Origin of the sequence: Leptospira tipperaryensis, from assembly GCF_001729245.1 — a bacterium.
Taxonomy (GTDB): domain Bacteria; phylum Spirochaetota; class Leptospiria; order Leptospirales; family Leptospiraceae; genus Leptospira; species Leptospira tipperaryensis.
This window is the reverse complement of record NZ_CP015217.1, coordinates 75,503-100,391: the sequence shown is the minus strand read 5'-3', so window position 1 is coordinate 100,391 and position 24,889 is coordinate 75,503. Positions and strand designations below refer to the sequence as shown.

Genomic DNA, 24,889 nt, shown 5'->3' with positions numbered 1-24,889 from the left:
AAGAGGAATTGGAAATGTATAAAAACCTCGCGGATATGTTAATACAATCCACCGAGAAATTTGGAGATCGACCCGTATTCTGGAGCAAGGGAGAGGATAAAGAATTCCACCCGACCTCATATAAACAGCTTTATGATATGGGAATTGCGCTCGCTGAAGCTTTGATCCACTTGGGATTAAAGGCAAGAGAGCATGTTGCCGTATTAGCGGACAACCGACTCGAATGGATAGTCACGGATTATGCAGTTCAGTTTTCCGGTGCAGCTAATGTACCGAGAGGAACTGATGTTACTGAATCTGAATTGGAATATATCCTAAACCACTCGGAAGCAAAAATCGTATTCATTGAAAACGATAAGATGCTCGAAAAGTTCAACAAGGTTAAATCGAAAATTCCAAAAATTGAATCTATTATCATTATGGATAAGGCTTCCACAGCAAAGGGAAAAAATATCCATAAGATTTACGATTTGATAGAGGAAGGAAAAGCTCTCAGAGCCAAAGGCGGAAGAAAAGCGGAGAAAAGAATCGAGGAAATTAAACCCGACGATCTTTTTACTCTGATCTATACTTCCGGAACTACCGGAATGCCGAAAGGTGTTATGCTCATGCATTCCAACATGATTCACCAGATGATTTATGTTGTTCCTATGCTTTTGACGGATATCAAACCTACTGACAGTATGCTTTCTATATTACCGATTTGGCATATATTCGAAAGAGTAAACGAATATGGTGCAATTTCGAGCGGAATTCAAACATACTACACCAAAGTATCCGATCTGAAAAACGATTTAGCGAAAGCAAAACCGTCCTTCATGGCATCGGCTCCTCGGGTTTGGGAAAGTGTTTATACGGGAATTTACAACAAAGTAAACGATCCAAAACAAACACCTCCTGTAAGAAGGGCCTTGTTTAAACTGGCGTATTTCTTTTCAAAACACTACAACTCTTCTCTGAGATTCTTAAAAGGGTTGGAAGTGGATTATGAAAACAGAAATATTTTCAAATCTTTAGCGATAGGAATTAAATCCTTTTTCCTCGTGATTCTGATGGGGCCGTTTACGGTAAGCGCCTTGGCAATTTTAGCTTATTTGGCTCTGCCTGCTTACGGAGTTCATCTTCCAAACGCGCTTTTCTTTACGATCGCGGGTCTTGGTTTGATCTTTAACGCAAAAACTTTGGACACAGTCGTACTTTCTAAAATTCGAGCCGCAACCGGCGGAAGACTGAAAGGATCGATGTCAGGCGGAGGGGCGCTCCAATCACACGTGGATAACTTCTTCAACGATATCGGGATGCTGGTTCTCGAAGGTTATGGAATGACGGAAACTAGTCCCGTAATTTCCGTACGTCCTTTCGTAAAGCCGATCATCGGATCCGTTGGATTCTTAGTTCCTAAATCCGAACTGATAATCAAAGACGATAACGGTCACGTTCTTACCCACATCAACGACAAGTATGAAGTTCTTGCAGGGAAGTTGGGACAGAAAGGAGTCGTTTTTGTAAAAGGACCTCAAGTAATGAAGGGTTATTTTAAGAATCCTGAAGTTACTAAGAAGACCATCGTAGACGGATGGATGAACACCGGAGATATCGGATTTATCAACTACAAGAAAACACTGACTCTGACCGGAAGAGCGAAAGACACGGTGGTGCTTTTGGGTGGTGAAAACGTAGAACCGGTTCCAATTGAGAACAAAATGGACGAATCACCTTTTATCAAACAATCGATGGTGATTGGTCAAGATCAGAAGGTTCTCGGTGCGATCATCGTTCCTGATGTGGATCAGTTGGCAGAATGGTGCAAGGAAAACGGAATCGATGTTTCCAAAGTGGAAGAATTGATTAAACATCCTAAAGTGATAGACTTCTATAAAAAAGAAGTTCGTAGCTATAACAGCACTAAGACCGGATTCAAATCTTTCGAGCAGGTTCAGCACGTAATCCTCACTAAGAAACCTTTTGAAGTGGGAGACGAGTTGACTAACCTTCTCAAAATGAAACGTCACGTAATCACTGAAAAATACAGCAAAGAAATTAAGAAAGTCTACGACAAAGACTGATTTTCAAAATTCTCTTTCGTATTAAAAAAGCCTGAAGCGAAACTTTGCTTCGGGCTTTTTTATGTACGGAGAACTGATAAAAGAAGAATTCAATCCGAGACGAAAGCTTGAATCAAGAAATTTGAAAAACGCTTAGCGTATATTTTGTAAAGCCCGCTAACTTTTGTGTCTTTTCGCAATCGACTCTATCGAGAACGTCGAGTCGGGTAAAAGGTTTATCAGAGAGGAATTTACAGAAAACACGAGATCCGCATCTTTACTAAAGTGAAAATAGAATTCTAACTCCGGGAAAAATTTCTTCTCCTTCTTGTAAAATCGATGGATCGTGCAGTGTTAAAATCTTAGTACCTTTTCCACTTAAGATCTGAACGTATTCGAGAAAGTCTCGATTCCTTTTCATTGAAAACGCGGCGACTTTCGGAAGTCCGATCCCATTCTTACATTCCTGAATCAGATAACATTCGTCGCCGGTAATCAAAAACTGATTTTCAGAAGAAGCGACCCATTCCAGCGCTTGAGAACCGGGAGTATGTCCACCCGTGAATAAGACCTGCATATCGGGAATAAGCGAATAAGCGCCGTTAAACGAATGAAGTTGATTTCGATTTTTTAATCCGTTCAGATAGACCGATTGATTTGGAAAATAAGTCTGCTGAGTCAAAAGATCTAGATCGTGATTTTGAATATGAATCGTAGCCGAAGGAAAGAGAAAAATTCCACCGGCGTGATCAAAATGAAAGTGTGTGAGAACGATATCGGAAATTTCTTTTGGATCGATACCGCATTTTTTCAGAAGGACATCCGTCTTTTCAAAGGAAACAAAGCCGAATCTTTTCTTATACGAATCGTTTACAAATCCCGAATCGACAAGAATGTTCTTTCCTGGAATTCGAATCAAATAAAACAAATAGACAATTTCGCGACTTCCGCCTTCTTCATCCGTGTTTAGATATTGATTCGGATAGGAGCTTTTTCCGTAAGAAAAAACATAGAGACCAAAACTCGACTTACAGTCTTTTACTGCGGTTCGAGAAGCGAAATCGGCATTCTTACTTTTATATCCTCCACAGAAAACTAAGAAGAATAGAAAAAAAAGCCCGATCCGAATTCTTTTCATTTGAGAGTTTCGGAGGGACTACTTTTGATTTCTGAAAAACCTTTTTGTAATTGCGTTCTAAATTGCATTAGAATTCCCTTATGAAGATGTCCCGGCAAAAGCATCCATTGCTGGAGATTTTTTAAAGGCTGAACATTGTAGTGCAAAGGGTAATCCACGGGAATTTTTTCTCCATCCGGAGATCCGTATTCTTCTTTCGTTCCGTTTTGCATCGTCCTCAAGACGATTCCTTTTTCATCAGTTGGTAAACTCAAAAGATTATCTCGAAAGCCCGGAGTGTAAGAAAAATAATCTTCGATGTTGGAAAGATAAACGACTCGAATCGGAACGTTCAAACGAGCCGCCCTTTCGGAAACGGATCGCATACTTTTCTCTGCGTTGATATCGCCTTTTAGAATTTGAATTCTTCCTTGAAGAACCATATTCCGGACGTAGTTATATTCTTCCTTAGAATGGATAAACGTCTTGAGTCCGAATTTCTGAGAAGTTCGATCCAATTCGTTCCATCTCTGTGGAATATCCGATTTGCCTCGATGCGCGACTTCCCAAGCTTCTCGGATAAGATTCCATTCCGGATCGTTTCCCCATTCTTTTTTGAGCAATTCAAAAGAAGAATTTTTATTCTTCCTGGACCATAGTTCCCGAAAAGATTCCGGATCTGCCGCCAACTTAAAGAATAACAGATGAATCCGATTGATGATGCAGATCGTGTAATCAAAATCCATGAGCCAAGCGTATTTACTTTTCGCCCAAACGATAAACGTAAAATTTTGATCGGTTCCGGCGCCGAGATAACCGCCTTCTACATTTTCGATATACGGTTTAAAAAGATCGATCCTCAATTCGTTGGAAGCGGGATAGTGTCTTCCTCCGAGATCCTTAGAATCGAAATCATCGGTGATCAAAGGCGCGAGAAAGAATTTTTCTTTCTCGTTCAAAGGAGGTACATCCCAAGGATCTCTGGGAGGGGGAGCTTTGCAGAATGAAGTAAAGACGATCAATCCCGATAGAATCATCGGGATCATTTTAATATGAAACATAAGCCTGGTTACTTTGAGTTGAGTTTATACCAGTTCAGCCATTCGTTCCGAGAGTAAAAGTTCTTTCCTGTGATCGAAGATATGGAAGCCATTAAAAGTTTCGAGCTCGAGGCGTGATTGTCTTCTAAAATTTGCATCAAAACCGGAAGACTTGCCGGATCTTTTCTTTTTCCTAATTCCGAAATGGCGACTTGTTGAAGAGCGACATTTTCTTTTTTGGCGAAGGTTTCCAAAATTTTACGAGATTCTTCTCCGGGAATCGAAGCGATCGCTGGAATCACAATCGAAGCCGAATTCGGTTTGTTCTCAACCAAGCGCGTCAGAGTCGGAAGCGCCTTTGGAGAACGGAGCAATCCCAAGGATTCAACGGCAAGGGCCGAAAGCTTTGGATCCGTTGAATTGGAAGCTACAATCAAATCTTCAAGCGCTTCCGTCGCTTGTAAGATTCCTAAAGACCAAGCTGCTCCGTAACGGCCCTCTCCATTCGATTCTTTTAGAACACTTAATAAAACCGGAATACTCTTTTTGTCTCCCATATAACCGAGAGATTGTCCGATCACTTCTCGATCGGGAAGTTTAGAATCTAATAATTTTCTTTCAATCGACGTTCTCGCCGATGTAAAATGAATTCTTCCTAAAACCAAAGAGGCAGGCGCTAAAGAATCCGGTTCATTCTCTTCGAGTATTTTTAAAGTCAACGGTCCAGTTTCCGAAGAAGGAATTTCAGAAAGCACGTTAACGGCTCGAAAACGAATCTCACGATTTTTATTTTTTAGAATCGGAACCACCGGTCGGATCGCGGAAGAATCCCTTACTTCAATGAGAGCAAGCATCGAATTTTCACTGCCCTTATCAAAATCGCTCGCAAGCCCTTGAACCAAAATCGGAACCGCATTCTTACTCGAAATTCTTCCCAAAGCCAAATAGGCAGCGGCCAAAGTGGGAGACGGTTCGGTCGTTTTTGCGAGCTCAATCAAATAAGACTCGGCGCTTCTTACTTTCAATTTTCCTAATGCCATCGCATACGTTTTTGAAAATTCCGGATTCTTATTTTTTTTCGCCAATCCGAGAATCGTTTCTCCGGAAGATCGAGCTCCAATTCTCACAAGAGTATCGACTGCGATCAAACGAAGCGTAGAATCATCCGATTGCAAAAAGGGGATTACTGCGAATGCCGAAGATGGATTCTCCATTCTTGACAAGGCTTCCATAACGATATCGGGGGTAACACCGGATTCGGGTTTAAAAAGTTTGATCATCTCCGGAAGAGAAGAATTGTCCTTCCAGGTTCCCAAAGCGATCGCGGCGGTTCCCTTTACCGCAGGATTAGAATCGTTTTTGAGAAGTTCTCGAATTGGATTCAAGGAAGCTTTATGATTTCTATTAGAAAGTTCTAAAATAGCCTGAGCCCTCAATTGTGGATTTTGCGATTTCAGTTCGCTTAAAATTTGTTCCAAGGAAACTTCTTTTCTTTCTTCGGCGATCGGAAGCAAATCAGGTCTCGGCGGTCCGCCACAACTCAAAACAAAAGTAAGAACGATTAAAAATAACTGCATGTTTTCTCCTTTGACTTAAACAATTGATCCTTTCGAATCGATAACGAACTTATGAGCGAGGAATCAAACTCTGGACTTGTTTTAGACCGGCGAGTTCTTTTTTCCATACGGCAAGGTCTTGATTTGCAGTTCCAACCTGAGACGGATCTAATTTTCCCTGCTGAATCGTATATTCAATCAATTGGATTCTAGATTCCAGTTCTTCGATTTTATAATTCACATAAGCAAGTTGTTCTTTCGGATTTACGCTGGCATCCGTAGGAGCTTTGGGTTCGTTACCTGGCTCGGCATACTTGCCTAAAGATCTGGAAATCGCATTCTTAGCCTCTACGCTTCCGATATGATCCAGTCTTTCTCTCGCTTCTTTTTCTTCTTCTTCGGATAACGCCGGTTTAAACTCGGATGGAATATAAATATTCTTAGGATATCTTGCGATAAAATCGGTCCATTCCTTTCGAATCTGTTCCTTTTCTTCGGGTGTTTTTTTGGGACGAAAAGCTTCGGGCCAAAGACGCTTTGCCTGACCTTCCAATTCAGGGTCTTCGTTGAACGGATGCGGCGCGTCCGGAAAATACGGATCCATTTCGGAATAATATTTTGTTTTTAATACGGCTTCGCTCTCCTCCGCCATGGAAAGAGAATTTTTCTTTCGATCTTCGGGCCAAAAAATAATAAATAATATTAGAACTAATGCAATTAGAATTGCGGCGAAAATTAATTTCTTTCTAACTTCCATATAACTCGCTTTAAATAAAAAACGCCGCCTTTAAAAGGCGACGTTCCAAATTTACTGTCTTCTTCCTTAAAAATCGAGGAAGAAATTTTGTTAAACGAAAATCCCGATTACCCAAGAAATGAACTGTCCGAAAATTGTATCGGTCAGGAATTTCTTCAAGTCGATCGGATTTCTGTTTAGAGTGTCGTAGTACCAAGCGGTGTATTCGCTTACTTGAGCCAGATTTAAGCCATAACGTACGTTGATGACTTTGATCAGTTCGTTAGCAAACACCGAGTGTCCGAACATGTTCGGGTGTACTCCGTCTAAACCAAAAACTCCTGGTTGGTTTGGTAACGGCCAGCTTGCGCGAGCGTAACCAGGGCTCCAACCGGAAGGGCTTTTTACGATACGTCCGTTTTCTTTGATATCATCAAAGACAACTTTCAGATCAGCAACTGCAAATCCCATCGCTGCACCTTGCGCTTTGACTTCGTTATTCAACATAGCCAAAAAGTTAGTAATGGTTGCAACTTCACTCGCATCTAAGACTTGGTTCGGATCGGACACAGAGCTTCTGAAGAATGCTTTCAGGCCGGAGTAATTTGCTCTTCCTTGAGGATCCTTATAAGGTTCCAAGAAAGCAATCGCAGTTACGTTTGGAATTGTAAAGAGAACACCTCCCTTCAAACTTCCAATCGCAGCCAGTCTTCTCATCACTTCGCGAATATCTCTTTTATAACGAGCCTCGTCCAAACAAGCTGTTGTTGTAGAAAGCGCAGTACAGAGAACATGATTCGCAGCTACAGTTCCAAAAAGAAAAGAAGGTCTGACTTTTTCCATAATCTCAATTTGAGTTCCGGAATCCCGAAGACCAAATTGATGAAACTTATCAGGTTCTTTACAATCTTGAACTTGTACCCAACGATAGGTATACCAGTACCATGTTGCCCAATACCATTGTTTATCCCACTTAGTTGCGGTGACGTCTTCGCATTTTCCGGAAGTTCTCAAAACGGAAGTATATTCAGCTCCTGTAATTCCCGCATGGGTAGGAAGGCTCACAGTTGAACCGTTACCACCAATGATAGAACCAGCGATACAGAAAACACCACAATCCCCTTTCAGAACGTCTTCCAAATTAATATAAGGTCCTTTCAGAACGTTATACGAAACGGAAGCTCCGGCTTGTTTGCTGACCAGAACCGGATAAGCCCAATCCTGAGTTTTTTTCTCTACTGTCGCTCCAAAGAAACCATGACTCAAAGAGTCTCCAATAACCCCAGGCTTCGCAAAAAGTTGAGCCTGAGTCTGCGCGGATAAAGATCCTACGCCGAATCCGAGCACAAACAGAAGAGTCGCAATCCAATTAGCTTTTTTCATCTTTCACTATTCTCCATTTTCATTTATGGCCCTGGAGAACGACTACATCCCTAAAGGATCCCATCTCTCGTTCTTCTGCCGGCCCGGGTTTTTTGCCCAAAACAATCCTACGGTTGTAACGAACAGTCAGTCAACTTGAATTAGGAAATAATGACTAACGCAGAATTTTTTTTTCCAATTTGCCATAACGTTCGATATAAAATCTGCTTACTGAAATCCAGTCGAAACCACGAAATATTTAATTTGATATCAAATAAGATAAGGGGCGGGAAAAGTCTTTAGACTTTCCGTTTCCAAAGTTGTTCTTATTTTTTTCTAAGAAGAATTAAAATTCTAAAACTATTAGGCGAAAGGAATGATAATGATTCTTTAATTTAATTTGGAAAAATTCTGCGTCAATTTTTTATGAAAGAATGAACTATTCTCTCCTTCGTTTTCTATTCTCCTTCCTGATTTTCTTACTTCCGATTTTTTCCGTTTACTCCGTTCAAATCGAAATGGTCGGTGGAAAAACTTTTAAGAAGGTAAAAATAATTAAAGAATCGAATACGGAAATTCAATTTGAAGACGAGGACGGAATCATTCTTAGAATTCGCAAAGAGAAGGTTAGAAAGGTTTCCCCGGATCTCACTGAAGAAGCCCCTGAAATTTCTTCGGATGAAAGCCTTCCTTCTCCAAAGCCGGTCGAGGAAAAATCTCCGCTTCCGGAACATTCAGTTCAGCTAACTCAATTTCTTTCCAACGATGGAGCTTTTCAAGGAGCCAGTCTCTTCGGTGAAAGGCAAGCTCGAAGAAACAATATGAAATACACCGACTATTATGAATCTTATTATCTCACCTCTTCCGTAAACCTGTTAGGACTTCCTCCGCAACTCAGAATCGGTTTTACCGTAATGAATCCGTTAGTCGATCGTAGTAACACTGACTCGGATGGCTTTTTTCAAAATACATCCGGAGGTAAAGATCAAACACAACTCGTGAATCAATTTATCCAAACAGGGCAATTGAGTTTCGATCCGAACGAAACAAAATTACGAAAAGAAAAGAACGGTTTAAATGATTATCTATTTACCGCTACGTCTTACGAACATCTAACAAAGCTCGGCGCCTTTTCGGTAGGATTCTTATTTATCAACGTCGATGATCCTTCATTTGTTATGCGCGGTTATCTTGTTTTCGGTTGGAAGCCGCCCTTCTTAGAATATCTCAATCCGCAACTTACCGTTAACAGTAAAATGTTATCCGAGACAAACGGAGCCTTTCAAGGGACGCATAACCTTCGTTTGACGCTCAGTCACGAATACTTTAAAGGAAGAATGATCCAAGTGACGCCGAGCCTTGTGAGCGGATATCAGGACGTAAATGACAACACGGATCGTAGAAAAGGAATCAGCGATGTAAGTCCCAGAATTCAATTCAACTATAGTGATTTTTTCATTGCGTTGAATTGGATGTACAGAGCCACTCCCGCTCTTGTGGACAATCAGCTTTCTACTCCAAGTTCGGGCGTATATCAGGATACAAATCAAACCGACGGCAGAACAACGGATCCGTCAAAGGTTCACGGCTATTTCAACCAAGCGGCAATCAATTATATAACGAACAATTCTCCAAATGAATACGTTTCAAGAGAACTCATTCAACATTACCAAAGCCAACATATCGTAAGGGGAATTTACTTTTTTAACATCGGGTATTCAATCCGTATTTGAAAATTTTAATTTTGACGAATTTATACAATTCTTATCGTTTCAAAAATGATAGTCTTCTCAATAGATTTAGGAGGCTATCATGCAAAATGAATCACGAAGAAAAATCTACGACCTACCTCACAGAGGAATCCGTAACGCATTCTCCATTTGGTTATTCGAGACCGGAAAAACAAATCCGTCCGATTCAAAAGACATACAGAATTTTATTTCCATTTCCGAAGAAGTTTTTAGAATCCTAAAAGTACACGCGGAGGATGAAGAATCGGTTTCACTAAAACAATTGGCTTTGATTGATCCTTCCTTTGCCTTTAAAGACAAAGAAGAACACAAAAGATTAGAAACCACAATCGAAGAACTCAAGGAAATAACCGCAGCCATTTCCGAACTCATAGAACAACCCGAGGCGCTCTCTCCTAAAATTTTAGAATTTTATGATAAGTTAATCTCATTTCAAGTTTCATATTTCAATCATATGGAGCACGAAGAGACGATCACTCAGAAAAAAATCTGGGAACACTTTTCCGATTCTGAATTGGAAGAACAACAGAAACAAATCATAATTTCACTGAGCGCATCGGACTTAAAACTCTGGATAAAATACATTGCCCCAACTCTGCCACCTCGAGAAAGGAACGGATTCGAATCGATGACAGGAGCCGTTCTAAATTCGAAATCAAATTGAGCTTGAAATTCAGATGAGATAGAATCTAAAATAAATTCGTTAAGTTCATGAATCACAAAGAAAATTCAGTTCTATTTTATTGGAATCGTAAGACCTTTTCCTCTGAATATGAAATAATACCCGGTGAAAATTGCGTCATCGGCATTCAAACTCAGGGAAGTATTTTTTTAGTCCAAGATCAAAAGAAGATAGAATTAAATTCTGCTGGAATCACCGGAATTCTGACCGGTTCAAGAACTTTCTTTTCTAAAGAAGGTGTTGATTCTTTTTTGATTCAAATTCCTCCTCATGAGTTATCGGTTTTTCTCAAGGAACCTTTGAAAGAAATTACCGGCCAAAGCATTGGTCTGGAAGATTTATTTTCAGCAAAATCGATTTCCGAATTTAGAGCGGAATGTATCGAAGAAAGAGCAAAGAATCTTTCTTCCGGCTGGGCCTGGAATCGTTTTTACAAGAACTTAAAAAAACAGAAAGAATCTAATCCCTATATCAAACACGTCCTTTCAAAGATGAAAGCCGCCGATGGAAAAGTTTCGATTTCTTCACTATGTAAAGAATTGGGGATTAGTCAGAGTAAAATGGAAAGAGATTTCAAAACTTATATCGGCCTTTCCCCAAAAGAATATTCCGATCTCATTCGTTTTAGAAAATCATTATCAATCAAGGAATATAGCAAAAACTTAACGGATCTTGCATACGTTTCCGGATACTATGACCAGGCTCATTTCATCCGCGAGTTTAAGAAAAGAACCGGAAAAACTCCTAAGCAGTGGTTTAAATAAAAAAGCCGGAGCAACTCCGGCTTTTGATATAGAAATGAGAAACGATCAAAAGATCAGTCCTTGTCTTTTTTCTTCTTCTTTTTAGATTTTTTGTCGGACTTGTCGTCGTCTTTATCTTTCTTCTTCTTGGATTTCTTTTCCTCTTTATCGTCATCGTCCTTATCTTTTTTCTTGGACTTTTTCTCTTTCTTTACTTCGTCCCCATCGTCTTCTTTATCTTTCTTTTTCTTTTTGGATTTTTTAGAATCATCGTCTTTATCAGACTCGTCTTCATCCTTATCCTTTTTCTTTTTGCGATTTGACTTTTTGTCTTCGTCGTCCGCGTTATCTTCCTTATCTTTTTTCTTTTTAGATTTCTTTTCTTTTACGGAAGAATCGTCATCGTCGTCTTTATCTTTGCTTTTTTTAACTGGTTTACGATCTCCGTCGCCATTTCCTTTTCCGGGTTTAGCTCTGCAATAATCGTCAACGGAAACTCCGTCTTGTCTCGTGTAACCGCTCACCCATGTACAATCATCGTTTGATTTACAGGAAGAAGCAGAAAGACCCTGACAAGCGCTGTCTGCAGAAACGGGGGTAAAAATAAAAAACCCGAGAGTTAGTGCGATCGAGATCACCAAAACGCGGCGGAAAATCAGATTCATCAGCATAATATCTCCTAAGAACTTTTTGTTTTATAAATTCAAAGAGATACTTTATCTCACACTTAGCTTTATCAATAAATTTTCGAATGCTCTTTCTTTAATTTTTTGAAAAGGAAGGAGTTTTTCTTTTTTCTAGCTTCGCTATTACTTCGAAGTGTTTGGTTCTTGGAAAAAAGTCCAAGAGAACGACGTTTGTAATCAAATAAGAATCGCCGCACAATTCGCTTAAATCCCTAGCCAACGTCGTGTGGTTACAACTCGAATATAAAAATCCGTTCGGTTCCTCCTTTTGGAAAGCTTGAACAACCTTTTTAGACAATCCAGCCCTTGGAGGATTCGCAATCCAAAAAGTAGAATTCAGATCTTCCATCGGAATCGATTCTGTTTCTAAGTTTAATGATTTGAAATCACGGGCAGATAAACCGTTTTTCGAAAGATTCTTCTTTGCTTGTTTTACGGAATCTTTGGAAAGTTCATATCCAATCCAATTCTTGCTTTTATCATGAAGAGCGATCGAGATCAATCCGGATCCACAATATAATTCTAATATAGAATCCTGACCTTCCGGAACAAGTTCGTATATTTTTTCCAACCAGAGAGGAACGAGAAAACGATTGATTTGGGAGAAACCGCCGGGAGGAATTTCCCAAACGATCTCTTTCGGTTCCGGGATTCTTATAGTCTCGCGAAAAACCACGGATTCTTGTTTATAAGGAACGACTCTTCCGCCGTCCAGACGATACGAAAGAGTTTTTGCTTTTGAAATCGGAGCGGAACCGGTTTTTTCTTTTTGAAAGAATTCTAAAAAGGCAAGATTCATTTCGTTCGGAAGATTTTTACAACCGTCGTTGGGAAGAGGCACGATCAAATGCGAGAATTCTTCGTAAAAACCAGCGATTCTTTTAGAACCGGAAAAACCCAATGAAATCTGTGCGGTGTTTCTGTAGCCGATTGGATCTCCGCTCAAGATTTCAATTTCAGGAATTTGAATATGATTTTTTAAAAAAGAACGTTCTAAGGTTTCCTGGAGAAGAAACTTTTTTACTTCCAATTCTTTCTCGTAAGAAATGTGTCGATACGAACAACCGCCGCATTTTGGAAAGGAGGAACAATCCGAAACTATTCTCTCAGGAGAATTTTTGATGATTTCAGAGCCGACTCCCCAAAAAAGGGAACCGGACTTTTTGAGCGGAAGTGCACTGACGGTTTCACCTGGAATTGCATTTTTTAAAAAGAAGGTTCCTTCTTTTGAATTAGCAATTGAGTAACCAAGATTGACCCAAGCCCTCGGCTCGAGTAAGACTTTTTCGGAGAATTTATTTTCATCTCCTTTTTTAGGATTCCCTTTATGCCCCTCAGATTCGGTTTTCATCCTACTCTAACACCTCCCTCCAGGAAAAACAAAGAACCAAGAGCGCAAAGAACAATTCACCTTGACACAGGGGGGTTTTCTCACGGTAAAGTAATTCTCGTCAGGAGAAGTGGCTGAGTGGTCTAAAGCAGCGGTCTTGAAAACCGTCGTGGTAATCCCACCGTGGGTTCGAATCCTACCTTCTCCGTGACATCCTTTGGAGACGTGCCTGAGTGGCCGAAAGGAGCAGTTTGCTAAACTGTCGTACGGGTAACTGTACCCAGGGTTCGAATCCCTGCGTCTCCGGTATTTTTGTTTTCATTCTACCCATTAACCGGAATCCTCGCCTCTATGTCCTCTGAGCGGTTCAAAACCCAGGAATTTATTCAGGAATCTTTGAGAATTTTAAAAAGCGAAGAATTGCCCGGACTTGTCGGCGCGCTCGCCTACGTTCCATTCTTTGGCTGGCTTTTTGTTTGGGTCTTTCGGAAAGCACAAGATTTTGCGTCCTTCCATCTTGTTCAGGCGATGAAGTTGAACATTGCCTTCATTGCAGTTTATTCTTTCGTTTGGTTCTTACGAGAATTTCCCGTAATCAGTTGGTTCTTGTCTTTGATTCGAATCAATCCGATTGTCACCGATTTTATCAGTTATGTTTCCTGGATTGCATTTTTAGGCTACAGCGTGCTCGGAGCTTTCAAAGCGTATCAGGAAGAAAAATATGTCCTGCCTTTTTTTCCGGAGTTAGAAAATGAAATTCAAAGATTATTTAAAAAAATACGAACCGGCTCTCCGTAATCTTCCCGAGACAACCAATCGTTTTCTGAGATCCGAAAGGTTTCTCGTATATTTAGTCTCCTTGCCTTTTTTCGGAACTTGGTTGGTCGGTTTTACTTTCTATTGGGAAAATCAAACCGTCCGGAAGTATTCCGGACTTTCGTTTATCAACTTCCTCTACTTTCTATTCTTCCTTTTGATCAGTGTTCCGGTGTCATGGATTCCCGTTGTCGGTCCTTGGTTAGGTCATCTTGTGCATCTCTCGGGGATTTTGATTTATCTAGGAATCTCTGGATTACTGCTATACAATTACACAAGCGGAAAAAAGATTGCACTCAGGATTCCTGAAGAACACCTTTCTCGATTGGAATCTTATATTCATTAAACGACATGCGCCCATAGCTCAGCTGGATAGAGCGTCTGACTACGGATCAGAAGGTCGGAGGTTCGACTCCTTCTGGGCGCACCACTTTTTTCCCACTTCAACTTAGTCGAAACGAATTTGGTCGTGTTGACCAAAAAGAAACTTCAATTTAAAATTGCTTCGTTTCATTTTTGATCTTAGAATCCGCTTTGATTTCCGATCACTTCCCGATTCTACCGAGCCAGGTATCCAAATTGAACTGATCGAATCCTAAATCCTTTAGCAGAAAGAAATAAAAGAAAACGTAAATCATCTGAACTCCGACGGTATGCCAATCGGATTGAAGACACTTTCCGGAGATCAACGCGATCATGAGCAATCCGCCGGAAAGCAAAGCCCATTTCGAAAATAACCCTAGTACTAATAACGCTCCGATTACGGTTTCTAAAAAAGGAAGGACGGTTCCAAAGGCCGCAACCGACCAGGTTGGAAGCGGAGTATTTTCAAAATCTTTGATTAAAAACTCTCTGAAAGCTCCTACAGACGTAATACGAACAAGCCCGTGAATCAAAATATTAAATCCCAACGCAAGACGTAACACCAGCATTGCAAACGATTGCTCTAAGTTTTCCATTTTCTATCTCCTTAGGAAAGATTTATCTTTCTTTATAAGGAGTATGACTGAGACGAATTAAAAATACAAGAGGACGAATTACGGAACGTTTGGGACTATTTGCGGATTCTTGAAATACGATATTCGGAAGGTGTGATTCCGTTTTCTTTTTTAAAAAATCTTATAAAATAAGAATGATCGTTAAACCCGAGTTTGATAGAGATCTCTGCAACACTTGCATCAGTATGTTCAAGAAGTCTTTTTGCTTCGAGATTAATTCTTTCCTTTAAAAAATCCGAAGCCGTACGATTGGTTTCTTTTTTTACCGTATCATTCAGATGTCCCGGGGTTACTAAAAGTTTAGAAGCATAGTTTCTTACGGATTTGGAAGCGTTCGGAGATTCTCCAACCAACTTTAAAAACTTTCGGACGAGAGAACCGGTCTTAGAAGAAATTCCTCCCGGTAATTCTTCGTAAGAACGTTCTGCGAGAATCATCAAAATTTCGGAATAATTTCTAAGAATATTTCGATTAGAATTTTCTTTGCGAGACCATTCTTCTTCGAAGAGTAAGAGAACGTTCAAGATCGAAGGTATTTTAGAAAAATCTAATGCAGGTGTCGATTCTATAGAATGAAAAAAAGGATATTCCCATGGGCCTTTCGAATTCGAATCCGCGAGAAGAAAGGATTCTTTAAACATCAATACCGAACCCTGGGCTTTGGAACTCCACTCGGATCGATGCGCTTGATAAGGAGTTAGAAAAAACATCATATTCTCGGACAAAGAATATTCTCTGGAGTCGATCCGAATCTTTCCCGTTCCGGATCGAACGATCAAAATTTCGTAGAAGTCATGTCTGTGCGGATAGCTTAGATTTTTTGGAATCAGATTCTCCAGAGGTTCGTAGAGGAGATCGTCCCAATTGCTCGTCCCTAACTCCGGTAAAGTGTAAGTCCTGAGATCTTTCTCTTTCTGAGAACTTTTTACCTTTGTAAGCTTCTGCCGGTCCATTCCTAAAGATTTCTCTCTAAACCCAATTCTTCAAGCCATTCTATCCCTCTTCGAATGCAAATTCTATTAGCGAGAACCATAAAACCCATTTTTTTCTCAATAAATCCAATCCGCCCTTTTGGATCCATTTTGAAGAGAATCGAAATCCCGACTTTTTCGCTCGAACAAAAAAACTCAAAAAACCAAGTGTACGAATTGACACTAAGACTGAGTCTCATTTACATTGTAAAGGAACCCTAAAACAGAGAGTTGGAACCAGATGGAAAAATGTCACTGTGCTCAAGTTGCTTTCGAAACAATCGTGGAAACCGCTAAATCAGAAGGCGTCGGTTATCGAGAAATTATGGAAAGAGTGAATGCAGGAAATACTTGCACTGCCTGTAAATCCTATCTTATTGAGTACTGTGAATCCAGACTCGATCTCCTCCAAACCGCCTAAACAATTAATAACAGATTCTCTTTTTCAAGAGGTGTTGGAAAAAGCCGGCACCTCTGCTCGCGGAAGAGCCAATCACAATTTCCACGAACTCTCAGAAGTTTACCAAAGATTCCTCAACGTCCTCACAAAGGATACTTACGTTCAAGCCCATAGGCATAAATCTCCGCCCAAACCGGAAACTTTTCTTGTTATAAAAGGAAGTCTTGGCTTTATTCTTTTCAACGATGACGGGTCGGTAATGGAAACACACCGACTCAGTTCGGAAGGACCGACTTATGGAATCGATGTGACTCCAGGGGTGTATCATACTCTCGTTTGTCTTTCGGACAACGCAATTTGTTTCGAAGGGAAATCCGGTCCTTACAATCCTACGACCGATAAGGACTTTGCTTCTTGGGCTCCCGCCGAAAGCGATTCCGACAAACAAAAATATTTGGAACAGTTGCGAAAACTTTTTTAGAGGATCTTGTTTTTTAACTGAAATTGATTTTTGACTTTCTAATCTCGGGATTGAGATTTCAATTTTAAGAATGGAAATATTTGGATTTTAAACGTCCAAACAAAAGTTATGAGTTATCCAGCGAAATACGGTCATTACAACCTCATACCGGATTCTCTTCCATCGGAGAGCGAGTTCTCTCTCAAGCTAAGACCGATGGATCTCAGGGTTCAGTGGAAACGTTGTTCCTTAACGGCCGATTATATCTCTAATTTTTGTTCCTTTCCCGAAAAACTGGATCCTGATTCTTCCAATACAATCTCCATCGTGTTAAACGAACTCATAGAGAACGCGGCGAAATTTTCCAAGGAAAGAAAAGGAGAAATTCTTTTAGAACTGAAATACTATTCTGAAATTCTAAAAATTGAAATCAAGAATTCAACGGATGAAATTTCAAAGAATAAACTGGAGAATTCAATCTCCGCTCTGATCAATCGGAATTCAGATGAAATTTACTTAAACAAACTAAAAGAATCTTCCGCGAAAGAATTGAATTCCGGAATCGGACTTTTGCTCTTATCCAAGGATTTCCCAGTACGACTCGGCTTCCTAATCAACGAAGTTGCTTTCGGAATCTATGACGTTATCGTTAGAGCCTATTTGGATCTCAACGAAGTGGAAAGAAGCAAACGAAAAGCGCTCGGTTCTTAATTTTATTCCAAACTCGTCTTAATTTCCGCGCGCAGTTTTTTTAAATTTTCTAAGAATTTTATCTGCCAGTAACGTTCTTTGTTACCCTTGATTTCAATATTGTTGATATTCTTTTTATCATACCCGGCCACAAATCTTGAAATGCTCGCGATTCCAGCGCTATTTAAAAAATCTAAATTTTTTATATCGATGATAGCTTTACCGCGACCGGACTCTTCGAGTATTGTTTCAATGAGGGCGATGATGGGTTCATACTCTTCTACATTCAGTAAGCGCAACGTTCCCGAGATTTTTATTCTTCCGCGATTTTTTTCCGTTTCGACGGAATAATCTTCTTTTGATATTTCCATTTCTATCTACTTGCCTAAGGAACCTTATCCTTTCACTAAAGATCATATCCTAACTTTATAAAAAGTCGGAAGGCATTTCTTCGTTTTTAGAAAAAAGACGGAACTCAAATCCTGTCTTTCATCCATTCTCGTTAGAAAAATAATTTCTCACAGAGTTTTCTTATTTTTTCCGAGTTCCAAAGTCTCGTTTTTGGAAATAGGACGATTTTTCCTCTCTGAGTTTCATTCGATCTTTCGTTCTGCACCACTTCCCCTATTTTCTGATTATGTCGTTTGTCCAAATCGCCCTCTATCTTCCCCATTGATAGTACTTTCGGTTTCGGGGAAGCCGATCTTCAGAAACTCCCTTGAAAAAATAAAACCGAGAAACTAAATTCGTCTCCGTTTTTTTTTGAGAAGAAAGTTAACAACCGTTGAAATTTTTCCGATGAAATGAGTTCAAAGCGGAAAAAAAGAGGATTCAAAAGGTTTCTGAGACTTCTTCCACATTTTTTAGAAGTTTCTTTATGAAAACTGTTGCCACATTCCTTCCCCTAAGCAGACTATATGAGATTGCGGAAAATTTCCCAATCTATTATAATATAAAAAATACGCCTGGAAAGAAGCTCTTATGCCTGAGTTTGATTCGATTGATCTTATGAATTTTGCAGTCTACGGGAACGAACACGATCCCGAATGGGCCGATATAAGAAATTATATCAAGTCCAGCGCATCCGCTCAGAAAGAGTTGGAAGAACTGAGACGTTCCGTACCTCAGAATGCCAGAAAAAGAAGGGATCCGATTCGTTCTCACGAGTTAGGCGGCGGATCTTATGGACAAGAATCTTCTTCCGATCCGAGAAATGCAAATTCTCCGGAGGAAAAAAAGAAATGGTGGTCTATTTTTACAGGGGAATAAAATGACTTCCCTCATTGTATAAACGAGGGAGAAGACCATGGAAAAGGAAGCACAGACATATTTAAGACTGAAGCAGTTTGTGGCTCCTTTCTTGGGTTTCGCCGTTAACATAAACGCTTATGGAACGGAGAATATAGTCCAGGAAGGAAAAGTAATCCTTGTCAGCAATCATAGATCGGATATGGATCCGTTCATTCTTTCTTATACCTTTCCCCGTTATATTTCTTGGATCGCAGCCGATTATACTTTTCGAATTCCCATTTTCAAAGATTTAGCAAAGCTCGCCGGTGGAATTCCAATGGCGATAGACGGAAAAATTTCGATGGCGAGCATCAAGATGGTGCAACAAGTTTTTAAAAGAGACGGAGTTCTCGGAATTTTTCCCGAAGGCCATGACTACATGGTTAAGAATGACTTCTCCGGACCTATGGTGAAATTTCACGACGGTTTCGCTGCATTTTCGATCCGAAATAAAGTCGATATCCTTCCTTCCGTAATCGTACCAATCGAAGAAAGTTATTCCGATATTCCGATTCCATCCCTTGTTCGTTCTTTTATGGGAATGCCGAAAGAAGTCTGTGATATTAAGAGAAGATCGATTTACAAAAAGGTCAAAGTTCTTTACGGACCTAAGATCGATCATAGACCCTATTTGGAAGGTAAGTTGGAAGATAATCTCAAAAAACTCTCAACCGAAGTTCGCGTGAGAATGGAAGCTCTTCAAAAAGCGGACGTCGCTTAAATTGATCTTAGTAGAAGTTTAGAATATTCTAAACTTCTACTTCTCCTGAAAAAATTTCACGAGCCGGACCGGTCATCAAAACGTGACCTGATTCTTGCCATTGAATTCTAAGCGTTCCGCCTCTTAGATCGATTTTCACATCCTTTCCGGATCTTCCGGTCAAATTGCCTGCAACCATCACGGCGCAAGCTCCCGTTCCGCAAGCTAAGGTTTCACCAGCGCCTCTTTCCCAGGTTCTTTGATAGAGATGATCTTTTCCACGAACGGTTACGAATTCAACGTTCACCCTTTTTGGAAAGATAGAATGGAGTTCGATCAACGGGCCGATTTCTCGAACCGGAAACTGATCGGAGTCATCGACAAAAATCACACAATGTGGATTGCCCATGCTAACCGCGGTGAATTTTAAATTCTTTCCCGCGATCTCCAATGCTTGATCGATAATAGTCTCTTCATTCTTCCAAAGAACCGGAATTTTAGAAGGAATCAAAATCGGTTTTCCCATGTCCACACTTACGAGATCCACTTTGTTGCCGGATCCGATTTTTAAATCCACTTCCAAAACGCCGGCGCCGGTTTCAATTTTTGGATTTTTAGAATTCGTCAGACCGTGATCGTAAATGTATTTCGCAACACAACGGATTCCATTGCCGCACATCTCGGAAGAACTTCCGTCCGAGTTGTACATATCCATCATAAAATCGCCTTGTTTAGAATTTCGAATAAAGATGACTCCGTCGCTTCCGATCCCAAAGTTACGATCGGATAATTTCTGAATTTGTTCCGGTGTTAAGCGAACATCCGTCTGAGTAGCATCGATATAAACGTAATCGTTACCGATTCCTTCCATTTTTGTGAATTTAAGCGCGGCCACGGAAACTCCTGGTGATAAACTGAATTCTATCTTTTTTTTAGACTCCTTCGGGGGGAATTCAAAAACAAGAAAAAGCTCTCTACTTTTTTCTGGCTTTTCCGGCTTCACCCGGAGACATTGAAAATCCGGCTATTCGCCTGGGGGCTTCTTTGAATCAAACCTGCTATCTTTGCGCAAGCACTCAAAATTCTACCGTGTTCGTCGAGAACGGAATCGATATCGTCCGTTGCTCCAACTGCGGGCACGTATTCTCCACATACGAACAGGAAGAACACTACGAAGGCTACTGGGATGATGATTCTTCTTACGATTTGGGATGGTGGGACAACGCTCACAGAGAAATCTATCAGGACTTTATCGATGCATTCTTAAAAGCTCCGTCCGGAAAAATTTTGGACGTTGGTTGCGGACTTGGTTTTTTTGTAAAACGCATTGGCGCTCAAAAACCGGGTTGGGAAGCAATCGGATACGAGATCTCCGAAAAAGCGGTTCAATTCGCGAGAGATAAAAACGGACTCAAAAACGTTTTTCCGGGAATCGTTCAAAACTCTGGAATCGCAAAGGGATCCTTGGATATCATTACACTTTGGGACGTTATCGAGCACATTCCAAAACCGCACAGTCTATTAGAATATTTGCATTCACTTTTAAAGCCGGGCGGGATTCTTTTTTTACAAACTCCGAACTTTCCGGTTCAGTTGTTTAAGGCTCGTTTGAAAGTAATTCTAAAAGGAATGAAACCCGACGGACATTACTTGGAAGCAAAGGATCATATCAACGATTATACCGAGAAAACGATGAAGATGCTTTCCCGGCAAACCGGTTTCAAAGATTGCAAGTTTACGATTTTAAAGCCGATCGCATCGGTTTCCGGAAGCCAAGGCGGAAACCTCGGAACCCTTTTTAAAAAAACCTATTATTATGCGACAAAGATATTCTGGCTTATCAGTTTTAAAACTTTGAACCTCAATAACACGTTATTTGCGATCTTAAAGAAATAACTTCAGAGCTACGCGGATATCGTTCGTTTCCAAATATGAATATTCGTTCTTTTTGGGAACGTCCGTAAGAACGATTCTTCTTTCTTCTAAGTTGGTTTGCTTTTTAGAAAATATTGATTTTAGATGAATGGCCGGAATTCCATAACGAAGCGCGCCCTCTACGTCGTCTTTTAAAGAATCTCCGATCATAGAAACGGGGCTTTCGCCTTTTACAAGTTCTCTCGCCTTTGTAAAAAATTTTTCCGAGGGTTTTTCCTTTCCAACCTCTTCCGAACTCAGAACTATATACTTTAATTTTTTAGGAAGTAGTGAGTTCATCTTGATCAATTGTGTTCTTAAATTCTCGTTCGTACAAAAAAGAATCTTTTGTTTTTGAGAGATTTGTTCCAAGAGAGAAAATGTTTCTTTGTATTCTTTCTCGTATTTCTTTTTGAAAGTCTGAATTCCGATTTGGAAAAAAATGAAATAATCTTTTTCCAATTTTAGAATCCACTTTGGATTCAGTGTTCCCCATTTCTCAAGACACATCTTTTTAAAATAAATCAAACGAAGACGATTGGATGGAGAATCCTGAAGTTCAATCTTAACTTCTTTGCGAGCGGCGTCATAGAGTTGAGAAAATTCTTTCGTAGAAGTAAGGCCGTATTCTTTTGCTCTTTTTGTAAGTTCTTGTATCGAGAATTCGTAAATAGAGACGGAATCTAAGAGCGTATTATCAAAATCTAAAAAAAGTGCCATTCCTTGCAAAAGAATCCTTCCGATACCAAAGGCAATTCTTTTCCTTCATTTTTCCTTGCGCGATTTTAGATTCCCATTAATCTTCCAATCGAACATGGCCGAAGAACAAGAATTCATTTCACGAAGATCCTTTCTTACCATTTTAGGTCTTTGTATTTCAGCGATCATCGGCGGACTTTCCTTTTTGAAATTCAGACATAGAATTTCAGGCAAGATCGTCGGTCCAAATCGAGAGATAGGACATAGAATTCGAGAGAATTCAAAATCAACACTCAGTTCGAATATAAATCGAAACGTTTCTGAAAAAGTAAAAGTCCTGATTCTTGGAAGCGGCGTCGCCGGCTTGAGTTCGGGTTATTATCTTCACAAATCCGGTTTTTCAGATTTTAAAATTTTAGAATTAGAAAACAACGCCGGAGGAAATTCTAGATCCGGTAAAAATTCAATCGGCGCCTATCCGTGGGGAGCACACTACCTTCCTCAAGTTGGAGAAGAAGCGGTTCTCGTTCGAAAATTCTTAGAAGAAAATCAAGTCATCGTCGGCAAGGACAATCGAGGCAAACCCGTTTACAACGAACGCTTTCTCTGTTTTGATCCGGAAGAAAGAATCTACTATCAAGGAAGATGGAACGAAGGCTTATATCCTGGAGGAAACACACGATCGCCCGCAGGCTTAGAAGAAGAGAAATTTAAAAGATGGATCCAAACTTGGAGACTCAAAAGAGGGAGGGACGGAAAAAAAGCGTTCACGATCCCGATCGATCTTTCTTCGAGAGATCCCGAAATTCTCAAATTAGATAAAATTAACTTTTTTGAATATATTAAGGAGAAAGGATTTCGAACCAAGGAGCTTTTCTGGTTTTTGGATTATTCCGTTCGAGACGATTTTGGAGGTTCAATGGATACCGTTTCTGCTTGGATTGGACTTCATTATTTTTGTTCTCGTCCCGTGGATGAAAACGGCGAAGACTTAACTCTTCTCACCTGGCCGGAAGGAAACGGTTTTTTAGTCGATAAACTCCGAGCTCCGATCGATTCCAAAATTCAAACAGGAACGCTCGTCGAAAAAGTTATACCCTCTGAATCGAAAGAATCTCGATTTACAGTTCAGGTTTATTCGATCGAAACCAAGGAACAAAAAATCATTCACTGTGATTCGATTGTCTACGCTCTTCCGTCCTTCACGCGCAAATATATTCTCGGAGAAAAATCCGGCGTTGCAGAAGGACTTACTTATTCTCCTTGGTTGGTTGCAAATCTTTCCGTTGATCAAATTCCTACGGGAAAAGGAATTCCGCCCTGCTGGGATAACGTAATCTATCAAAGTCCATCCCTGGGTTATATCGTATCGACACATCAGGATTTGCGCGCAGGAAGAGAAGAATCCGTTCTCACTTACTACCAAGCCTTCGGTGAAAAAGATACGATAGCAATTCGTAAGAAAATGATGGGAACGTCTTGGTTCGAATGGAAAGAAGCGATCGTATCCGATTTAAAGAAAGCGCATCCCGATATCGAAAAGAGAATTCAAAATATGGATATCATGACCTACGCGCATGCGATGATCCGCCCCACACCCGGTTTGATCTGGGGAGGAAAACGAGAGCGCCTTGCGATTTCTTATCCTAACCTCCACTTTGCTCATTCCGATCTAAGTGGAATTTCTATCTTTGAAGAGGCATTGATTCGAGGAAACAACGCCGCGATGAAAATTCTCGGTGAACAAAAAATATGAAATCAAAAGGTTGGGTCTTCAATCCCACGCTGGATCTGTCGTTTATCATTTTACCGGGTATTCTTTCCGTTTTCTCCTTATTCATTTTAAGAGAATGGAATGTGCTTCCTTCCGAAATCAATCCTTGGACTTGGTTTTGTACGGTGCTTTTGATCGACGTTGCTCACGTTTATTCCACTTTGTTTCGATCCTATTTTAATAAAGAAGAATGGAGAGAAAAAAAAACTCTTCTCATAACGGTTCCGATCGTTTGTTTTTTATTTTCCGTCTTTCTCTATTCTTTCGGTTCGATTTGGTTTTGGAGAATCATGGCTTACGTCGCCGTCTTCCATTTCATTCGTCAACAGTTTGGATTCTTAGCTCTGTATCGAAAGAAAAGCGATTCGATTCAAATTCCATTTCTTCTGGATAAAATTACGATCTACTTGATGGGAGGAATTCCGATTCTTTATTGGCACCTTACGGATCAAAAAAGAGAATTCTCTTGGTTTATGGACGGCGACTTCTGGACGTATCCGATTCCAAGTTTAGCGACCGCCTTACTCTGGTTACAACAGATTTGGTTGTGTTTGTATTTAGTAATTCACTTCTATTACTTTTTCAAATATCGTTCCCTTCCTTTGGGAAAAATTCTTCTCGTCCTCAATACTTGGTTTGTTTGGTTTTTTGGAATCGTATATTTTAATTCCGATTTTTCATTTACGATTACAAACGTAGTCAATCACGGCATTCCTTACATCTTCTTACTTTTTTACTATGTAATCCAAAATTCAGATGAGATAAAGGGAGAAGTTTTCAAATCGAAATCTTGGATACAGGTTTTACTTTGTTTTTTAGGAGTTTTATTCTTATTCTCTTTCGTGGAAGAATGGGCCTGGGACAGTTTTATTTGGAAAGATCACTTTCAAATCTTTCGAAATACGAGCTTTTATTCCGTTGAACTTCCTGAATTCGCGACTGCTCTTTTGGCATCAGCGCTCTTTTTACCTCAATTTACCCATTATATTCTCGATGCATTTCTTTGGAAGATTGGGAAACCGAATCCAAGGCTATTTCACTTTTTTAAAATCGCTGAAAAATAGGTGAAACGAGCTTTCCATTGAAATTCTATCACATTCAGATCTGGTTTTCGTTTTTAAATAGACAA

25 protein-coding genes and 3 tRNA genes are annotated in these 24,889 nt (G+C 40.1%); 16 read left to right on the top strand and 12 right to left on the bottom strand.

The genetic code is table 11. The features are described 5' to 3' along the window. Positions 1–14 precede the first annotated feature (14 nt). Positions 15–2,066 (top strand): AMP-dependent synthetase/ligase, encoded by a 2,052-nt coding sequence (locus tag A0128_RS00485; protein WP_069605737.1) that lies wholly within the window; start codon positions 15–17, stop codon positions 2,064–2,066. A 259-nt stretch (positions 2,067–2,325) separates the two neighbouring features. Here the strand turns inward: A0128_RS00485 and A0128_RS00480 are convergent, their stop codons facing one another. From A0128_RS00480 to A0128_RS00460, 5 genes are all read right to left on the bottom strand, one after another. After that, on the bottom strand, positions 2,326–3,183 hold the full coding sequence (locus A0128_RS00480; RefSeq protein ID WP_069605736.1) for an N-acyl homoserine lactonase family protein: 858 nt from the start codon (positions 3,181–3,183) through the stop codon (positions 2,326–2,328). Beyond that, complete coding sequence (locus A0128_RS00475) at positions 3,180–4,223, bottom strand: LIC_10091 family lipoprotein (protein WP_069605735.1); 1,044 nt, start codon at positions 4,221–4,223, stop codon at positions 3,180–3,182. Before A0128_RS00475 ends, A0128_RS00480 begins: the two co-directional genes overlap by 4 nt. 8 nt (positions 4,224–4,231) lie before the next feature. Further along, a complete protein-coding gene (locus A0128_RS00470) occupies positions 4,232–5,716 on the bottom strand; it encodes a HEAT repeat domain-containing protein (protein WP_069609013.1) in 1,485 nt (494 codons plus the stop codon). Positions 5,717–5,828: 112 nt separating this feature from the next. After that, positions 5,829–6,515 carry a hypothetical protein gene (locus A0128_RS00465; RefSeq protein WP_069605734.1) on the bottom strand — a complete coding sequence of 229 codons (687 nt, stop codon included), beginning with the start codon at positions 6,513–6,515 and terminating at the stop codon, positions 5,829–5,831. Positions 6,516–6,605: 90 nt separating this feature from the next. Next, a complete protein-coding gene (locus A0128_RS00460) occupies positions 6,606–7,877 on the bottom strand; it encodes a hypothetical protein (RefSeq protein WP_069605733.1) in 1,272 nt (423 codons plus the stop codon). A gap of 413 nt (positions 7,878–8,290) precedes the next feature. Between A0128_RS00460 and A0128_RS00455 the strand changes: the two genes are divergently transcribed. From A0128_RS00455 to A0128_RS00445, 3 genes are all read left to right on the top strand, one after another. Further along, the gene (locus A0128_RS00455) at positions 8,291–9,589 is read left to right on the top strand and encodes a hypothetical protein (RefSeq protein WP_069605732.1); all 1,299 of its coding nucleotides are present in this window, start codon (positions 8,291–8,293) and stop codon (positions 9,587–9,589) included. A 79-nt stretch (positions 9,590–9,668) separates the two neighbouring features. Then, complete coding sequence (locus tag A0128_RS00450; RefSeq protein ID WP_069605731.1) at positions 9,669–10,271, top strand: hemerythrin domain-containing protein; 603 nt, start codon at positions 9,669–9,671, stop codon at positions 10,269–10,271. 47 nt (positions 10,272–10,318) lie between these two features. Further along, entirely contained in the window at positions 10,319–11,053 is a 735-nt protein-coding gene (locus A0128_RS00445) for a helix-turn-helix domain-containing protein (RefSeq protein ID WP_069605730.1), read from the top strand. Positions 11,054–11,106: 53 nt separating this feature from the next. On the opposite strand, the gene A0128_RS00440 is transcribed toward A0128_RS00445, so the two are convergent. Next, complete coding sequence (locus tag A0128_RS00440) at positions 11,107–11,697, bottom strand: hypothetical protein (RefSeq protein WP_245667180.1); 591 nt, start codon at positions 11,695–11,697, stop codon at positions 11,107–11,109. A gap of 97 nt (positions 11,698–11,794) precedes the next feature. Continuing rightward, positions 11,795–13,069, bottom strand: a complete 1,275-nt coding sequence (locus tag A0128_RS00435; protein ID WP_069605728.1) for a class I SAM-dependent RNA methyltransferase — start codon at positions 13,067–13,069, stop codon at positions 11,795–11,797. A 103-nt stretch (positions 13,070–13,172) separates the two neighbouring features. On the opposite strand from A0128_RS00435, the gene A0128_RS00430 reads away from it, so the two are divergent. The 5 genes from A0128_RS00430 (at position 13,173) to A0128_RS00410 (ending at position 14,294) form a co-directional block, all read left to right on the top strand. Next, a tRNA-Ser gene (locus tag A0128_RS00430) sits at positions 13,173–13,256 on the top strand. An 11-nt stretch (positions 13,257–13,267) separates the two neighbouring features. After that, positions 13,268–13,354 (top strand) — tRNA-Ser (locus A0128_RS00425). A gap of 45 nt (positions 13,355–13,399) precedes the next feature. Next, positions 13,400–13,846 (top strand): magnetosome magnetite crystal formation protein family, encoded by a 447-nt coding sequence (locus tag A0128_RS00420; protein WP_069605727.1) that lies wholly within the window; start codon positions 13,400–13,402, stop codon positions 13,844–13,846. Further along, positions 13,800–14,210 carry a hypothetical protein gene (locus A0128_RS00415; RefSeq protein ID WP_069605726.1) on the top strand — a complete coding sequence of 137 codons (411 nt, stop codon included), beginning with the start codon at positions 13,800–13,802 and terminating at the stop codon, positions 14,208–14,210. Before A0128_RS00420 ends, A0128_RS00415 begins: the two co-directional genes overlap by 47 nt. A gap of 7 nt (positions 14,211–14,217) precedes the next feature. After that, positions 14,218–14,294 (top strand) — tRNA-Arg (locus tag A0128_RS00410). 115 nt (positions 14,295–14,409) lie between these two features. Here the strand turns inward: A0128_RS00410 and A0128_RS00405 are convergent. After that, positions 14,410–14,823: a DoxX family protein gene (locus A0128_RS00405; RefSeq protein ID WP_069605725.1), complete on the bottom strand. Its 414-nt coding sequence runs from the start codon at positions 14,821–14,823 to the stop codon at positions 14,410–14,412. 95 nt (positions 14,824–14,918) lie between these two features. Continuing rightward, on the bottom strand, positions 14,919–15,815 hold the full coding sequence (locus A0128_RS00400; protein WP_069605724.1) for a helix-turn-helix domain-containing protein: 897 nt from the start codon (positions 15,813–15,815) through the stop codon (positions 14,919–14,921). Between the two features lie 356 nt (positions 15,816–16,171). Between A0128_RS00400 and A0128_RS00390 the strand changes: the two genes are divergently transcribed. Together A0128_RS00390 and A0128_RS00385 are read left to right on the top strand one after the other, a co-directional pair. Further along, on the top strand, positions 16,172–16,714 hold the full coding sequence (locus tag A0128_RS00390; protein WP_069605722.1) for a WbuC family cupin fold metalloprotein: 543 nt from the start codon (positions 16,172–16,174) through the stop codon (positions 16,712–16,714). Positions 16,715–16,822: 108 nt separating this feature from the next. Next, the gene (locus tag A0128_RS00385) at positions 16,823–17,404 is read left to right on the top strand and encodes a slr1658 superfamily regulator (protein ID WP_069605721.1); all 582 of its coding nucleotides are present in this window, start codon (positions 16,823–16,825) and stop codon (positions 17,402–17,404) included. 2 nt (positions 17,405–17,406) lie between these two features. Here the strand turns inward: A0128_RS00385 and A0128_RS00380 are convergent, their stop codons facing one another. Next, positions 17,407–17,754, bottom strand: a complete 348-nt coding sequence (locus tag A0128_RS00380) for a slr1659 superfamily regulator (protein ID WP_069605720.1) — start codon at positions 17,752–17,754, stop codon at positions 17,407–17,409. Between the two features lie 610 nt (positions 17,755–18,364). On the opposite strand from A0128_RS00380, the gene A0128_RS00375 reads away from it, so the two are divergent. Together A0128_RS00375 and A0128_RS00370 are read left to right on the top strand one after the other, a co-directional pair. Continuing rightward, complete coding sequence (locus A0128_RS00375) at positions 18,365–18,652, top strand: hypothetical protein (protein ID WP_069605719.1); 288 nt, start codon at positions 18,365–18,367, stop codon at positions 18,650–18,652. A 37-nt stretch (positions 18,653–18,689) separates the two neighbouring features. Continuing rightward, positions 18,690–19,394, top strand: coding sequence for a lysophospholipid acyltransferase family protein (locus tag A0128_RS00370; RefSeq protein ID WP_069605718.1), 705 nt, complete (start codon positions 18,690–18,692; stop codon positions 19,392–19,394). Positions 19,395–19,422: 28 nt separating this feature from the next. Here A0128_RS00370 and dapF read toward each other — a convergent pair whose 3' ends face one another. Continuing rightward, the gene (dapF, locus tag A0128_RS00365; RefSeq protein ID WP_069609012.1) at positions 19,423–20,268 is read right to left on the bottom strand and encodes a diaminopimelate epimerase; all 846 of its coding nucleotides are present in this window, start codon (positions 20,266–20,268) and stop codon (positions 19,423–19,425) included. Positions 20,269–20,417: 149 nt separating this feature from the next. Here dapF and A0128_RS00360 point away from each other — a divergent pair, with 149 nt between their 5' ends. Beyond that, positions 20,418–21,269 (top strand): class I SAM-dependent methyltransferase, encoded by an 852-nt coding sequence (locus A0128_RS00360; RefSeq protein WP_069605717.1) that lies wholly within the window; start codon positions 20,418–20,420, stop codon positions 21,267–21,269. On the opposite strand, the gene A0128_RS00355 is transcribed toward A0128_RS00360, so the two are convergent. Then, positions 21,258–22,007 (bottom strand): HAD family hydrolase, encoded by a 750-nt coding sequence (locus A0128_RS00355; protein WP_069609011.1) that lies wholly within the window; start codon positions 22,005–22,007, stop codon positions 21,258–21,260. The genes A0128_RS00360 and A0128_RS00355 overlap by 12 nt on opposite strands. Before the next feature lie 94 nt (positions 22,008–22,101). Here A0128_RS00355 and A0128_RS00350 point away from each other — a divergent pair, with 94 nt between their 5' ends. Both A0128_RS00350 and A0128_RS00345 read left to right on the top strand, forming a co-directional pair. Further along, a complete protein-coding gene (locus A0128_RS00350; protein ID WP_069605716.1) occupies positions 22,102–23,742 on the top strand; it encodes an NAD(P)-binding protein in 1,641 nt (546 codons plus the stop codon). After that, on the top strand, positions 23,739–24,824 hold the full coding sequence (locus A0128_RS00345; RefSeq protein WP_069605715.1) for a hypothetical protein: 1,086 nt from the start codon (positions 23,739–23,741) through the stop codon (positions 24,822–24,824). The genes A0128_RS00350 and A0128_RS00345 overlap by 4 nt, the downstream gene beginning before the upstream one ends. Positions 24,825–24,889 lie beyond the last annotated feature (65 nt).